Annotated in this window: 14 protein-coding genes; 10 read left to right on the top strand and 4 right to left on the bottom strand. The window is 68.2% G+C overall.

The annotated features are described in order from the left end of the window. Positions 1-70: 70 nt before the first annotated feature. The gene (locus HFP15_RS20375) at positions 71-739 is read left to right on the top strand and encodes a 4'-phosphopantetheinyl transferase family protein (RefSeq protein ID WP_168517972.1); all 669 of its coding nucleotides are present in this window, start codon (positions 71-73) and stop codon (positions 737-739) included. On the opposite strand, the gene HFP15_RS20370 is transcribed toward HFP15_RS20375, so the two are convergent. Together HFP15_RS20370 and mihF are read right to left on the bottom strand one after the other, a co-directional pair. Next, on the bottom strand, positions 736-1,851 hold the full coding sequence (locus HFP15_RS20370) for an isochorismate synthase (RefSeq protein WP_168517970.1): 1,116 nt from the start codon (positions 1,849-1,851) through the stop codon (positions 736-738). The genes HFP15_RS20375 and HFP15_RS20370 overlap by 4 nt on opposite strands. Before the next feature lie 71 nt (positions 1,852-1,922). Next, positions 1,923-2,234 carry an integration host factor, actinobacterial type gene (mihF, locus tag HFP15_RS20365; protein WP_168517968.1) on the bottom strand — a complete coding sequence of 104 codons (312 nt, stop codon included), beginning with the start codon at positions 2,232-2,234 and terminating at the stop codon, positions 1,923-1,925. A gap of 267 nt (positions 2,235-2,501) precedes the next feature. Between mihF and HFP15_RS20360 the strand changes: the two genes are divergently transcribed. From HFP15_RS20360 to HFP15_RS20320, 9 genes are all read left to right on the top strand, one after another. Then, on the top strand, positions 2,502-4,130 hold the full coding sequence (locus HFP15_RS20360; protein ID WP_168517966.1) for a long-chain fatty acid--CoA ligase: 1,629 nt from the start codon (positions 2,502-2,504) through the stop codon (positions 4,128-4,130). 92 nt (positions 4,131-4,222) lie between these two features. Further along, complete coding sequence (locus HFP15_RS20355) at positions 4,223-5,917, top strand: TIGR03767 family metallophosphoesterase (RefSeq protein WP_168517964.1); 1,695 nt, start codon at positions 4,223-4,225, stop codon at positions 5,915-5,917. Between the two features lie 5 nt (positions 5,918-5,922). Beyond that, on the top strand, positions 5,923-6,330 hold the full coding sequence (locus HFP15_RS20350) for a PaaI family thioesterase (protein ID WP_168517962.1): 408 nt from the start codon (positions 5,923-5,925) through the stop codon (positions 6,328-6,330). Between the two features lie 29 nt (positions 6,331-6,359). Continuing rightward, the gene (locus tag HFP15_RS20345) at positions 6,360-7,556 is read left to right on the top strand and encodes a C39 family peptidase (protein ID WP_168517960.1); all 1,197 of its coding nucleotides are present in this window, start codon (positions 6,360-6,362) and stop codon (positions 7,554-7,556) included. An 81-nt stretch (positions 7,557-7,637) separates the two neighbouring features. Next, entirely contained in the window at positions 7,638-8,738 is a 1,101-nt protein-coding gene (locus HFP15_RS20340; protein ID WP_168517958.1) for an S-(hydroxymethyl)mycothiol dehydrogenase, read from the top strand. Between the two features lie 62 nt (positions 8,739-8,800). Further along, the gene (locus tag HFP15_RS20335) at positions 8,801-9,331 is read left to right on the top strand and encodes a gamma-glutamylcyclotransferase (protein WP_312871662.1); all 531 of its coding nucleotides are present in this window, start codon (positions 8,801-8,803) and stop codon (positions 9,329-9,331) included. Between the two features lie 37 nt (positions 9,332-9,368). Next, entirely contained in the window at positions 9,369-10,061 is a 693-nt protein-coding gene (locus HFP15_RS20330) for a TetR/AcrR family transcriptional regulator (protein ID WP_168517956.1), read from the top strand. Positions 10,062-10,143: 82 nt separating this feature from the next. Beyond that, positions 10,144-11,058, top strand: coding sequence for an ABC transporter ATP-binding protein (locus tag HFP15_RS20325; protein WP_168517954.1), 915 nt, complete (start codon positions 10,144-10,146; stop codon positions 11,056-11,058). Between the two features lie 5 nt (positions 11,059-11,063). After that, the gene (locus tag HFP15_RS20320; protein ID WP_376768877.1) at positions 11,064-12,236 is read left to right on the top strand and encodes an ABC transporter permease; all 1,173 of its coding nucleotides are present in this window, start codon (positions 11,064-11,066) and stop codon (positions 12,234-12,236) included. Here HFP15_RS20320 and HFP15_RS20315 read toward each other — a convergent pair. Further along, entirely contained in the window at positions 12,214-13,560 is a 1,347-nt protein-coding gene (locus tag HFP15_RS20315; RefSeq protein ID WP_168517950.1) for a cryptochrome/photolyase family protein, read from the bottom strand. The two genes, HFP15_RS20320 and HFP15_RS20315, sit on opposite strands and share 23 nt — an antisense overlap. Before the next feature lie 98 nt (positions 13,561-13,658). Next, a complete protein-coding gene (locus HFP15_RS20310; RefSeq protein ID WP_168517948.1) occupies positions 13,659-14,966 on the bottom strand; it encodes a citrate synthase in 1,308 nt (435 codons plus the stop codon). Between the last annotated feature and the right edge of the window lie 95 nt (positions 14,967-15,061).

Raw genomic sequence — 15,061 nt, 5'->3', positions numbered from 1 at the left:
GAGGGTTACTAAGCGCTTGCTTAGGCGCCAGTGTACAACGGTTGCCAAGCCGGCCGCGTAGGTTGGGAGCGTGATCGAGTGTGCGGTGTGGTGGGCGGAGCCGCTGCCCAACGAACCCCGGTACCTTGACCTGCTGGATTCGCCGGAACGCGGCCGCCACGGCGCCTACCGCCAGGAGATCGACCGGCGCCGCTTCCTGACCGGGCGAGTGCTCGCGAAAACGATCCTCGGCGAGCGCCTCGGTCTCGCGCCGGGTTCGGTCACGTTCGACGCCACGTGTGAGGACTGCGGTAAACCACACGGCAAACCGCGGCTGGCGGGTGTGGAGTTCTCGATCTCCCATTCCGGCGACCGCGTCGGCCTGGCCGTCACCAGTGTGCCCGTCGGACTCGACGTGGAAACCGACAGCCGCCGCGCCGACGACTCACTCATCGCCTACGCGCTGAACGAGACCGAGCGGCAGGCGCTCGCACCGCTGTCCACTCAGGAGCGGATCAGCACGTTCTTCCAGTACTGGACCCGCAAGGAAGCCCTGATGAAGGCCACCGGGCGCGGACTGAAGATCCCGCTGCAGAGCATCACGCTGTCCGGGGCGGAGCTGATCGCATCCGGGCACGAGGCGCTGGACCCGGCCACCACCCGGCTCGCGGATCTGGATCCCGGCGAGGGCTACCGCGGCGCGGTCGCCGCGCTCACCGCGGACGAACTGAAGATCACCGAAACCTGGTGGACGCCCTAAAGCTCCAGCCCCATGGCGCGCAGCAGGGTCTGGAACTTCGCGGAGGTCTCGTCGAGTTCGGCTTTCGGGTCGGAGGCCGGGACGATGCCGCCGCCCGCGTACAGCCGCAGCGATCGCGTGTCCACCTCGGCGCAGCGGATCGACACGGCCCATTCGCCGTCGCCCCTGGCGTCCATCCAGCCCACGGTCCCTGCGTAGTACCCGCGGTCGAACGGCTCCAGCTCCCCGACCAGCTGCCGGGCCGAGTCGGTGGGCGAGCCACAGATCGCAGGAGTCGGGTGCAACGCCGCGGCCAGCCGCAGGGCCGTGACGTCCCGGTCGACGAGTTCGCCGGAGATCTTCGTGCCCAGATGCCACATCGTCGGCGTGGACACCAGCGACGGCTCCGCGGGCACGTCGAGGCGGCGGCAGAACGGCCGCAACGTCTCCACGACCGCCTCGGCGAGTACGGCGTGCTCGGTGCGGTCCTTGCGCGACGCGGCCAGCGTCGCCGCGTTCTCCCGGTCGCTGACCGGATCGGCCGACCGGGGCGCGGAACCGGCGTGCGGATACGACACGACGTGCCCCCCGAACCGGGAAAGCAGCAGCTCAGGGGTGGCGCCGATGAGGGAACGGCCGCTGGGCAGCCCGGCGGCGAACGTGTAGCCGCCCGCCTTGTCGGTCACCAGGTTGTTGAGTATCGCCTGCGCCGGAACGGGCGAAGCGAAGCCGACGTCGAGCGCGCGGGCCAGCACGACCTTCCGCATCCCGCGTTCACGCAGGATCTTCACCGCGCGTGCGACCGCCTCGGCATGCCGCACCGGTTCGGGCACGGCGCGAACGGAGACGGGCGCCGCCACGGGCTTGCGACCCGCGGAAACGGTGGCTCCGGCGACACGCACGCGTCGCGGCAACACGAGGTGTCCCGGCGTGGCGGTGGTGTCGAAGGGCAGAACACCCACGGCGAGCGACTCGGGGGCCTCGGCCAGTGCGGCGAAGACCTCGTCGCTCAGCGAAACGACGTCGGTATCGGTGAAGGCCTGGCGGGAGCCGGACCCGAGGACCGTCCGCGCGTGGGTGGCGAAAAAGAAATCGCCCGGCGTGTATTCCTCGAGCAGCTCGGCAGAGTCCACACCTCCATTGTGGGCGCACTCCGGCAGGCACGCGTCGCGAAGTGCGTCACGTGCCCACCGGGCGCCAGGTCTTACTTCAGGGCGGAGATCAGCGCCTCACGCTGGCGCTCACCGAGACCGGCCGCCCGCCGGTCGGGGTCGATGCCGGCCTGCTCGAGCAGGGCGGCGACCTTCACGGCACCGAGCCCGGGGACGGCCTTGAGCAGCTGCGTCACCTTCGTCTTGCCGATGGTCTTGTCTTCCTTGGCCTTCAGCAGCACCTTGTCGATGCTCTGCTTGCCGGACTTGATCGACGCGAGCAGCTCGGAGCGCGCCTTGCGAGCTTCGGCGGCCTTGGCCAGTGCCTCGGCACGCTGCTCCGGAGTCAACGTGGGCAGAGCCAACGTAGTGTCCTTTCCTTGTTCTCGGATATCCGCTCTCGCGGCGACGGCCGGGCACCCAGCAAAGTGCTTGCACAAGCAAGCGCTGGCCAGACCGTCTGGTCCACGGCCCCAGTAAACGCCACCTGGGCCGATGCCGCGAAATCGACACGCGCGCACTCGCCCGGTCGGGGAGGTGCACGGCTCGTTCTGGCGACCAGCGGTATCTACGACTTAGAGTCACACTCAAGTGCAGTTCATCGTCGAACCAACCTCGCGGGAGTGCCCCCCATGCTCAGCACGATGCAAGACGGACACCTCTCGATCGGCACCCTGCTGCGCCACGGCAGCACGGTGCACGCGGAGAGCGAAATCGTCACCTGGACAGGCTCGGGCTCACGCCGCGAGACCTTCGCCGACCTGGGCAAACATGCCGCGAAGCTGGCCAATGCGCTGCGCGGGCTCGGCATCACCGGAGATCAGCGCGTCGGTACCTTCATGTGGAACAACGCCGAGCACATGGCCGCCTACGCCGCCATCCCGGCGATGGGCGCGGTGCTGCACACGCTCAACATCCGGCTGTTCCCCGAGCAGCTCGTCTTCGTCGCCAACCACGCCGAGGACCAGGTCATCCTGGTCGACGGGACGCTCGTGCCGCTGCTGGCCAAACAGCTCCCGGAAATGAAGACCGTGCGTCACGTCATCGTCGCCAACGGTGACCCGGCGACGTTGCAGGCCCCGGACGGCGTCGAGGTGCATTCCTACGACGAGTTGCTCTCGCGCCAGGCCGACACGTTCGACTGGCCGGACGTGGACGAGCGGTCGGCGGCTGCGATGTGTTACACGTCGGGCACGACGGGTGACCCGAAGGGTGTCGCGTACTCGCACCGCTCGATCTGGCTGCACTCGATGCAGGTGTGCATGACCGACAGCATGCGCCTGGCCGAGTCCGACAAGGCGCTGGCGATCGTGCCGATGTTCCACGCGATGTCCTGGGGCCTGCCCTACGCGGCGCTGATGATCGGCGCGTCGCTGGTGATGCCGGACCGGTTCCTGCAGCCGGAGCCGATCGCGCAGGTCCTGGCCACCGAGAAGCCGACGTTCGCCGCCGCGGTGCCCACCATCTGGCAGGGCCTGCTGCAGTACCTGGACGCCAACCCGCAGGACATCTCGCATCTGCGCGAGGTCGTGGTGGGCGGTTCGGCCGCGCCGCCGTCGCTGATGCACGCGTTCGAGGAGCGCTACGGCGTGCCGATCCTGCACGCATGGGGCATGACCGAGACCTCGCCGCTCGGCAGCGTCGCCCGCCCGCCCAAGGCCGCCACCGGCGAGGAGGCCTGGCGCTACCGCTACACGCAGGGCCGCTTCCCGGCCAACGTCTCCGCGCGCCTCATCGGCGACAGCGGCGAGGAGATGCCGTGGGACAACGAGGCCGTGGGCGAACTGGAGGTGCAGGGCCCGTGGATCGCCGCGTCGTACTACGGCGGTTCCCAGGTGGATCCGGAGAAGTTCCACGACGGCTGGCTGCGCACCGGTGACGTCGGCAAGATCAGCCCGGACGGGTTCCTGACGCTGACCGACCGTTCCAAGGACGTGATCAAGTCCGGCGGCGAGTGGATCTCGTCGGTGGACCTGGAGAACGCCGTGATGGGGCACCCCGCCGTCGCCGAGGCCGCGGTCATCGGCGTGCCCGACGAGAAGTGGGACGAGCGCCCGCTGGTCGCCGTCGTGGTGCGGGAGGGCCAGCAGGTCACCGCGGTCGAGCTGCGCGAGTTCCTCGCCGACAAGGTCGCGAAGTGGCAGCTGCCCGAGCACTGGACGTTCATCGAGGAGGTGCCCAAGACCTCGGTCGGCAAGTTCGACAAGAAGCGGCTGCGGGCGATGAACTCGGACGGATCGCTGGACGTCACCCACTTCTAGTTCGCGAAAAGTATTCGCGTTCAGGTCGCCCCGTTGTTACCTCCCGGTTAGGGTTACCGGACAGTATGTGAGCCCTGACCGGGAGGTGGCGTGTGATTTCCAGGCGCGGATTCGTGACGGCGACCGGGCTCGCCGGGCTTGGCCTGCTCATCGGCGCGCCCGCGGCCAGCGCCAAACGCGCGGTCTCGACCGCGGGCACCACGCTGGAAACCGTCGCGACCCCGGTGACGACCAGCGGCTACACCCGGCTCACCGCCGGGCCGGGCTGGCCGCTGGTCGTGCGCGAGGATCTCGTCGCCGGCCGGTCCGGCCGTGACGACCGGCGCACCGGGCTCGGCTCGTTCGTGCAGTTCACCGACCTGCACATCACCGACACCGAGAGCCCCGCGCGCTTCGAGTACCTGCACCCGCTCATCTCCTCCGCGCATCGTCCACAGGAGACACTGGGCACGGTCGCGACGGCCGCGCTGATCCGCCGCGTGAACGGCCTGCGCGGTGGTCCGTTCACCGGGCGCGCGCTCGACTTCGTGATGACCACCGGCGACAACACCGACAATCACGAGCAACTCGAACTCGACTGGTTCCTCGGCCTGCTCAACGGCGGCACGATCGTGCCCAACTCCGGCGACCCGTACCGGTACGAGGGTGTGCAGGCCTCCGGCTCACCGACGTACTGGAATCCGGCCGGGCCGTTGCGCGGTGACGACTACACCGCCAAGGGTTTCCCGACGATCCCCGGTCTGCTCGCCGCGGCCGGTGCCGGCTTCACCTCGCCCGGCCTGGACATTCCGTGGTACTGCACGTTCGGCAACCACGACGACAGCGTGGTCGGCTCGCTGCCGGAAGGAATTCCGGGCATCGAGTACTGGTACACCGGCGCGTACAAGGTGATCGGCAAGGACGAGAGCACCACCCGCAAGCTCGCCGCCGCGGTCTCCTCCGGCGGCAGCGTGCCCGTCGCCGAGTTGTTCGGCGGCAGCGGGACGATCCGCGAGGTCACCCCCGACCCGCGCCGGAAACCCTTCACCACGGCCGAGTTCGTGCAGGCCCACCTCGACGCCGCGAACACCGGTCCCGGCCCGGAAGGCCACGGGTTCACCGGCGGCAACGCAGACGGCGTCGACGTCTACTACACGTTCCGGATCGCGCCGGGCATCACCGGCATCAGCCTCGACACCACGACGCTGGCCGGGCTCGCGGACGGGTCGATCGGGCTGAGCCAGTACTCGTGGGTCGAGAAAACCCTCACCCGCGGCAGTTCCACGTATTACGACTTCTGGGGCAACAAGGTCACCCACGACGTGACCGACGAACTGTTCATCCTGTTCAGCCACCACACGTCGGACACGATGGGCAACACCCTGCCGGACTCCCGGCATCCGCTGGAGCCTCGGCTGACCGGCGAGGCGTTCGTCGCGCTGCTCCAGCGTTTCCCGAACGTGCTGGCCTGGGTCAACGGGCACACGCACCTGAACAAGATCACCGCGCATCCCGGCAAGACCCCGGCGCAGGGATTCTGGGAGATCAACACCGCCTCGCACGTCGACTTCCCGCAGCACGCGCGGATCATCGAGGTCGCCGACAACGCCGACGGCACATTGTCGCTGTTCACCACGTTGATCGAGGCCGATTCGCCGTACGCGGCCGACTACGGCGACACCTCGCCCGCCGCGCTCGCGTCGATGTACCGCGAGTTCTCCTACAACGACATCCACGTCGATCTCGCCCGGGTCGGCGCGGCGGGTGATCACAACACCGAATTGCTGGTGGTCAACCCGCTACGGTGAAGCCCATGAGCGATCTCGACGAAGAGGGCACCGCGCTGTTCCACCAGACCATGCCGTTCACCGAGCGACTGGGCGTCGAGGTGCTCGCGCACGGCAAGGACCTGGTGCGGTCGCGTCTGGCGTGGGAGGACTCGTTGTGCACGCTGGGCGGCGTGCTGCACGGCGGCGTCCTGATGTCGCTGGCCGACGCCAACGCGGCCGTGTGCGCGTTCTTGAACCTGCCCGACGGCGCGAAGGGCACCACGACGATCGAGTCGAAGACGAACTTCCTGCGCGCCATCCGCGAAGGCCACGCCACGGCGACGTCGCGCCCGCTGCATCCCGGGCGCCGCGTCATCGTCGTGGAAACCGAAATCCACGACGACGCGGGCAAGCTCGTCGCCAAGGTCACCCAGAGCCAGGCCGTCCTTTAGCAGGTAAGTGGTTTACACCATTGCCGGAGATGAGGAAAATCTCCGGGGTGATCCGCTTGCTCACACTGCTCGCCGTGGCGATGATGGCCACGGTGAGTGCTCTGCCAGCCGAGGCGCGGACAAGCCGCGCCGACGGGCCCGTCAGTTACCACGAGTGGTCCGATCCGGTCGCGCGCCCGATGGGCCGGGCCAGCGACGACGGCCGGACCTACGAGTACTCGCAGTGGACCTCGCCGGTGTTCCGCCAGGGCTTCGACGCCACCGAGCTGATCGCGTCCTGGAACGCGCGCACCCCGGCCGGGACCTGGCTGCAGGTCGAGGCCCAGGGCGAGACCAGCACCGGCGCCGAGACCGCGTGGTACGTGATGGGCCGCTGGGCGAGCGACGACACCGATTTCCGGCGCACCAGTGTGGACGGGCAGGACGACGCGAACGCCTCGGTCAGTGTGGACACGCTCGTGATGAAGCCGGGCGTCACGCTGCGTTCCTACCGGCTGCGGTTGAGCCTGTACCGGGCACAGGGCATCGACGCCATGCCGGAGGTGACCGCGATCGGCGCGATGACCTCCAACATTCCCGACCGGTTCGCAGCGCCGGTTTCCGCTCCCGGCAGGGCTTCCGGCATCGAGCTGCCGGTGCCCGCCTACGCGCAGAATATCCACAAAGGACACTTTCCGGAATACGGTGGCGGCGGCGAGAACTGGTGCAGCCCGACCTCGACCGAAATGGTCGTCGAGTACTGGGGCCGCCGTCCGAGCGACCGCGACATGTCCTGGATTCCCGCGGACTACCCGGACCGGACCGTGGACTACGCGGCCCGCAACACCTACGACTACGCCTACGAGGGCACCGGGAACTGGCCGTTCAACACCGCCTACGCCGCCCGCTTCGGCCTGCGTGGCCACATCACGCGGCTGCACGCCCTGTCCGACGTGGAGGACTACATCGCCCGCGGGATCCCGGTGATCACCTCGCAGTCCTTCCGCGCGGACGAACTCGTCGGCGCCGGCTACGGCACTGCCGGGCACATCATGGTGGTCATCGGGTTCACCAAGGACGGCGACGTCATCGTCAACGACCCGGCCGCGAACAGCGACGCCGGTGTGCGCACGGTCTACAAGCGCGCCCAGTTCACCAACGTCTGGCTGCGCACCAAGCGGTACGCCGACGACGGCACGGTCGCGAGCGGCACCGGCGGAATCGCCTACGTCATTACGCCGGGCTGAACGGGACATATGTCTCGGTCGCCATAACCGCATGACTTCTGGCAAGCTGCGCACAGGACCGGCAGGGAAGGTGGTCGCAGCATGGCCTACGAGGTGCAGGGTGTGGTGTCCCGCGCGAAGGGTGAGCCCGTGTCGCTGGAGACGGTGCTCGTGCCGGACCCGGGGCCCGGCGAGGCCGTGGTGTCGGTCAAGGCCTGCGGCGTTTGCCACACCGACCTGCACTATCGCGAAGGCGGCATCAACGACGAGTTCCCGTTTCTGCTCGGGCACGAGGCCGCGGGCCACGTCGAGGCGGTCGGCGAGGGCGTCACCGATCTCGAGCCCGGCGACTTCGTGATCCTCAACTGGCGCGCCGTGTGCGGCACTTGCCGCGCCTGCAAACGCGGCCGCCCGTGGTACTGCTTCTCCACCTTCAACGCGGCTCAGCCGATGACGCTGAGCGACGGCACCGCGCTCAGCCCGGCGCTGGGCATCGGCGCATTCCTGGAGAAAACGCTCGTGCATTCCGGGCAATGCACCAAGGTCAGCCCGGAAGCGGAGCCCGCCGTGGCCGGACTGCTCGGCTGTGGCGTGATGGCCGGGATCGGCGCCGCGATCAACACGGGCGGCGTCACACGCGGTGACACCGTCGCGGTCATCGGCTGCGGTGGCGTCGGCGACGCGGCCATCGCCGGCGCCCGCCTCGCCGGTGCGCGCACGATCGTCGCGGTCGACACCGACGACCGGAAACTGGAGTGGGCCAAGGAGTTCGGCGCCACGCACACGGTCAACTCGCGGGGCAAGAGCCAGGGCGACGTGGTCACGGCCGTCCAGGACCTCACCGGATCGTTCGGCGCCGACGTCGTGATCGACGCCGTGGGCCGTCCGGAGACGTGGAAGCAGGCGTTCTACGCGCGAGATCTCGCCGGCACGGTCGTACTCGTGGGCGTGCCGACGCCGGACATGCGCCTCGACGACATGCCGCTGGTCGACTTCTTCTCGCGCGGCGGTTCGCTGAAGTCGTCGTGGTACGGCGACTGCCTGCCCTCGCGCGACTTCCCGATGCTGGTGGATCTGTACCTGCAGGGCCGGTTGCCGCTGGACAAGTTCGTCACCGAGCGCATCGGCGTGGACGGGGTCGAAGCGGCCTTCGCCCGGATGCACAGGGGCGACGTGTTGCGCAGCGTGGTGGAGTTCCGCTGATATTCCGCGACGAGGAGTTTCCGGCCGATCCCTATCCCGGGGCGCGGCCGGACTGTTCGTTCGTGCACCGCGACGGATGCGGGTTTCCGGTCGAAACCCTCGATTTCGAAAACCGGATTCCAGTACTGGCTTATGGTTCCAACGCCTGCCCCGGCAAAATCACGTGGTTACGGGAAAACCTCGGGCTCACCGGTGACGTGACCGTTCTGCTCGCACACTGCCGCGACATCGCGGCCGTGTGGGCGGCGGGGCTGCGCGAGCGCGACGGGCAGCGGCCCGCCACGCTCGCCGCGCTGCCCGGCGCCGTCGAGACACATGCGATCTGGCTTGCCACAAGGGGACAACTCGCCGTGCTCGACGTGTGCGAGGGCCGCGGCAAGCGCTACCACCTCGCGCGGCTGCACGCCGATGTGACGCTGTCCGACGGCACCGCGCTACCCGAGGTTTTCGCCTACGTGGGCACCGGACCGGCGCGGATGCCGCTGCTCGTGGACGGCGCCGTCGTACGAACCAATCAGGTGTCACAACGGAAAGCACTCACGTTGGAGGGCGAAGCGGCGCCCTCACATGGGCTCGACATCGTGATCGTCTAATATCGCCCGCCTGAAACCGAAGAGGGCACGGTGACATATGGATGAGGACAGTCACACGACGTTCAGACCGTATCACGCCGCACAATCCGACTCCAGTGCTGATGCACGTTCATCTGCACGCGCATCCAACCTCGCCGACACCCGCGCCCGCCAGACCACGGCACGCGTCTCCGACGACGCCCTGCTCGACGCCGCGCGCCGGTGCGTGCTCGCGGTAGGCCTGCGCCGGGCGACGCTGGCCGAAATCGCGAGAACCGCCAAGGTGAGCAGAATGACCTTGTACCGGCGGTTCCCCGATGTGCGCAGCGTGCTTTCGGCGTTGATGACACGGGAGTTCGGCGCGCTGCTGCACAAGGCGAGCGCGGAGGGCGCCGAAGCGCCGACGGCGCGGGAACGGCTGATCCGGGGCGCGATCGCCGCGGTGCGATTGCTCAGCGATGACGAGCTGATGCGCACGGTGATCGACGTCGACACGGAACTGCTGATGCCCTACGTGGTCCAGCGATTCGGCGGCACGCAGAAGATCGGCGAACAGGTGATCACGGCGCTCGTGCGGGACGGCCAGCAGGACGGTTCGATCCGCCGTGGTGACGTCGCGGCGCAGGCCCGCACGATCCTGCTGGTGGTCCAGTCCTTTGTGCTGTCGTTGCGGCCGGCGACCGCAGATATGGACGCGACGGCACTGCTGGACGAACTGGAACGACATCTCGACTCGGCGTTGCGGCCGTAGTAGACGGCAATGTGACAACGGCGTCGCACTTGCCCAACCGGTGGGCTACCCTGGCCAACATCTGGCGTCGTGAGGGGGAGTCATGAGTCCGGAAGGGGCGGACCTGGCGCTTGACCAGGTGTCCAAAAGCTACGGTCAAGTGGTCGCGCTCGACAAGATTTCCTTCGACGTCAAGGCGGGCGAGCTGTTCGGCTTCGTCGGCAGCAACGGTGCGGGCAAGACGACGGCGATGCGGATCGCGCTCGGCGTGCTCGCCGCCGACTCCGGCGAGGTGCGTTTCGGTGGCGCACCCATCACTCCGCGGACCAGGTCCAGGATCGGGTACATGCCCGAGGAACGCGGCCTGTACCCGAAGATGAAGGTGTTCGACCAGCTCGCGTATCTGGCCGAGCTGCACGGGCTTTCCGGCTCCGACGCGCGGCAGCGCGCCGACGGCTGGATCGACCGGCTCGGCCTGCGGCAGCGCAGGCTCGACGAGGTGCAGAAACTGAGCCTCGGCAACCAGCAGCGCGTGCAGCTCGCTGCGGCGCTGGTGCACGATCCCGCGGTGCTCGTACTCGACGAACCGTTCTCCGGGCTGGATCCGCTCGCGGTGGACGTGATGAGCGAGGTGCTCCGGGAAAAGGCCGCGACCGGGGTTCCGGTCGTGTTCTCCAGCCATCAGCTCGATCTCGTGGAACGGCTCTGCGACCGGATCGGCATCATCCGAAGTGGACGGTTGGTCGCGTGCGGCACGGTCACCGAGCTGACCGCCGACGCGAGTTCACAACTGATCGTATCGGCGCCGCGAGCCGAAGCGGGATGGGCGAAGCAGTTGCCCGGCGTGACCGTGCTCGACGAGGATGCGGAACGGACCGTGCTGGAGCTGGATCCGGGCGTCGACGACCAGGAGGTGCTGCGGGCGGCGCTCGAGACCGGGCCGGTCCGCGAGTTCCGGCGCCGTCGGCCGACACTGACCGAACTGTTCCGCAACGTGGTGAGCGGGGGCCGGAAATGACTCCGATGAGCACGGTCTGGCTCGTCGCGCGGCGTGAGCTCAACATGCGCCTGCGCACCCGCTCCTTCGTGACCGGCACTGTCGTGATCCTGCTCGTGCTCGGTGGCTACCTGCTGCTGCAGAGCACCCTGATCGCCGGTGCGAGCACGTCGAAGATCGGGCTCAGCGGGCAGACCCTCGGTATCGCCCAGCAGCTCAAGACCGCCGCGGGCCAGGTCGGCGAAACGGTCGAGACGACCGCGGTCACCGACCCCGAACAGGGTAGGAAGCAGGTGGCCGACGGCGACCTGGACGCGCTGCTGTCCGGCAACGCCACCGATCTGCACGTCCTGGTCAAGTCCGATCTGGACGACAAGCTGCGCCCCGTGCTGAACGGTATTTCGCAGCAGCAGGTGCTCAACGCGAAACTGCTGGAGGCCGACCAGGATCCCGCGCAGGTCATGCGCGAAGTGGACAGTGTGCAGGTCGCCGTCGGTCAGCTCGAACCGCCGGATCCGGGACACGGCCAGCGGCTTGCCGTCGGACTGGTCACGGTGTTCCTGCTGTTCTTCAGCATTCAGACCTACGGTGCGTTCGTGGCGCAGGGCGTGGTCGAGGAGAAGGCCAGCCGCGTCATCGAGCTGCTGCTGTCGACGGTGCGGCCGTGGCAGCTGATGGCGGGCAAGGTGCTCGGGCTCGGCCTGGTCGGACTCGTGCAGATCGTGATACTCGCGGTCGCGGGCGTCGCGATGGCGTCGGCCGCCGGTGTGCTCACGCTGTCCGGGGTCGCCACGGGAGCCGTGCTGTGGGGCGTTGTCTGGTACGTGCTGGGCTTCTTCCTCTATGCCACGGTGTACGCCGCCGCCGGGTCGCTGGTGTCGCGGCAGGAGGACGCCGCAGCGGTGATCAGCCCGGTGACGATGGTGATCACGCTCGGGTTCATCGTCGGGTTCAACGTGATGATCCAGAGCCCGGACGGATCGGCCACGCGGGTGCTCTCGCTGGTTCCGTTGTTCTCGCCGATCCTGATGCCGGGCCGGATCTCGACGGGCACCGCACCGGGATGGGAGATCGCGTTGTCGGTGGCGCTGACCCTGCTCGCCGGCGCGGCGCTCACGTGGATCGGCGCGAAGATCTACCGCAACGGGATCCTGCACACCGGGAGCAGGCTGTCGCTCAAGAGCGCTTTACGCGGTTGAACCGGTCGAGCGCGACCTGGCGTTCGTGGGCGTGGTCGACCACGGGCTCCGGGTAGCCCTCGGGCTGGTGCTTCCACGGCTGGTGCACGGCTTTTCCTGGTATGCCGCGCAGTTCCGGCACGTACTTACGCACGTAATCGCCCTGCGGATCGAACTTCTCGCCTTGCGTGGTGGGGTTGAAGATGCGGAAGTACGGTGCCGCGTCGGTGCCCGATCCCGCGACCCACTGCCAGTTGAGCTGGTTGGAGGCGAGGTCGCCGTCGACGAGATGGCGCATGAAATGCCGTGCGCCCCACCACCACGGCAGGTGCAGGTCCTTGACCAGGAAGCTCGCCACGATCATGCGGACGCGGTTGTGCATCCAGCCCTCGGCGAGCAGCTGGCGCATTCCGGCGTCGACGATCGGGTAGCCGGTGCGGCCCTCGCACCAGGAATCGAACGTGCTGCGGTCCTCGTCATAGGCGATACGGTCGAAGCGCTTGTCGTAGTTGCGGCGCGCGGCGTCCGGGCGGTGCCAGAGCACGTCGGCGTGGAACTCGCGCCACGCGATCTCGCTGCGCAGTGACTCCACGCCCGCGCCGCGATGCCCGGCAAGGTCGGCCAGCAGCGTGCGCGGATGCACGCAACCCCAATGCAGATAAGGAGAAAGCCGGGTCGTGCCGTCGTGGTCGGGGCGGTCGCGCTCGGCGTCGTAGCCGCCGAGGCCGTCCTTGAGAAAGCGTTTCCACACGCGTTTCGCGGCTTTCTCGCCCGGTTCCGGGAGTTTCATCTCGCCGATGTCCGGGTCCTTCGGAATTTTCGGCGCGTGTTCCGGCGCGATCCATTCCACAGTGGACTTGCGGGCAGGCGAATGCCAGCCACGGCGGAGCCAGGCGCGGTAGAAGGCGGTGAAGACCCGGTACGGCTCGCCATCCGGTTTGGTGACCTGTCCCGGCGTGACCGCGTAGGGCGAACCGGTCTCCACCCATTCGATGCCGTGCTGCGCCAGCTCCTTGGCGACGGCGCGGTCACGGGTGGTGCCGTAGGGCGCGCAGTCGGCGGTGACGTGCACGCTGGCGGCGCCGACCGCCCGGGCGGCCTTGGACACTTCGGTGACGGGATCGCCATGCACGACGAGCAGCCTGCCGTCGAGCTGATCGGCCAGTTCGCGAAGACAGCCGTAGAGGAAGGCGACCCGCGGCGCGCCGGAGGGTCGCAGCAGCCGCTCATCGAGCACGAACAGCCCGAGCACCTTGTCCGCCCGCTCGGTCGCGGAGAGCAGCGCGGCGTGGTCGTCGAGCCGGAGATCGCGGCGGAACCAGAGCACGGCCGTTTCGGAAGCCATGCGGGCAACCCTATGTGGCTTCGAGCTGGGGCGCTTGGTGAGGCGCGGACAGACGAAAGCGCCCTCCCCCGGCTGGGGAAGGGCGCTCGTACTGGCTGTCAGCGCTCGGTGATCGGGGTGTAGTCCCGTTCCTTCTCGCCGGTGTAGATCTGCCGCGGGCGGCCGATCTTCGTCTGCGGGTCGGTGATCATCTCGCGCCAGTGCGCGATCCAGCCCGGCAGGCGGCCCAGGGCGAACAGCACGGTGAAGTACTGCGTCGGGAAGCCCAGCGCCCGGTAGATCAGGCCGGTGTAGAAGTCGACGTTCGGGTACAGCTTGCGCTCGATGAAGTAGTCGTCGGAGAGCGCGGTCTCCTCGAGCGTCTTCGCGATGTCGAGCAGCTCGTCGTTGCCGAGCTTGCTCAGGATCTGGTCGGCCGTCTTCTTGATGATCTTCGCGCGCGGGTCGTAGTTCTTGTAGACCCGGTGCCCGAAGCCCATCAGGCGGACACCCTTCTCCTTGTTCTTCACGCGCTCGACGAACTTCGCCACGTCGCCGCCGTCGGCCTTGATGCCCTGCAGCATCTCCAGCACAGCGCTGTTGGCCCCGCCGTGCAGCGGCCCGAACAGCGCCATGATGCCGGCCGAGATGCTCGCGAACAGGTTCGCCTCGGACGAGCCGACCAGGCGCACCGTCGAGGTCGAGCAGTTCTGCTCGTGGTCGGCGTGCAGGATGAACAGCAGGTCCAGCGCCTTGGCCACGTCCGGGTCGATCTCGTACGGCTCCGCGGGCAGCCCGAAGGTCATCCGCAGGAAGTTCTCCACCAGGCCGAGCGAGTTGTCCGGGTACAGGAACGGCTGGCCGATGGACTTCTTGTACGCGTAGGCGGCCAGGGTCGGCACCTTGGCCAGCAGCCGCACGGTGGACAGCTCCACGTTCGGTTCGTCGAACGGGTTGAGCGAGTCCTGGTAGAACGTCGACAGCGCCGAGACGGCACTGGAGAGCACCGGCATCGGATGCGCGTCACGCGGGAAGCCGTCGAAGAAGCGCTTCAGGTCCTCGTGCAGCAGGGTGTGCCGGTTGATCTTCTGGGTGAAGTCCTCCAGCTGGTCCTTCGTCGGCAGCTCGCCGTAGATCAGCAGGTAGGAGACCTCGATGAAGTTCGAGTTCTGCGCCAGCTGCTCAATGGGGTAGCCACGGTAGCGGAGAATGCCGGCGTCGCCGTCGATGTAGGTGATGGCCGAGGACGTCGAGCCGGTGTTGACGAAACCCGGGTCGTAAGTGATGTACCCCGTCTGCGCCAGCAACTTGCCCAGTTCGATACCGGGAGCGCCCTCGACGGCGTTGACCACCTTAAGTTCGTGCTCGCCGGTCGGCAGGCGCAGCGATACCGTGCTGCCGCCGGACGCCGCAGTCGCGTCGGACATGCAAGTCCCTCTCACGGTCACACGGGCCGGCGGCGCCTGCAGTTCGTACAGGCGGCCATTTGTTCGCGCGCGACCGGGAATTGGCCTCGCCGCAC

It is taken from the genome of Amycolatopsis acididurans (assembly GCF_012328925.1).
GTDB classification, from domain to species: Bacteria; Actinomycetota; Actinomycetes; order Mycobacteriales; family Pseudonocardiaceae; genus Amycolatopsis_E; species Amycolatopsis_E acididurans.
This window is presented reverse-complemented; position numbering and strand designations above follow the sequence as displayed.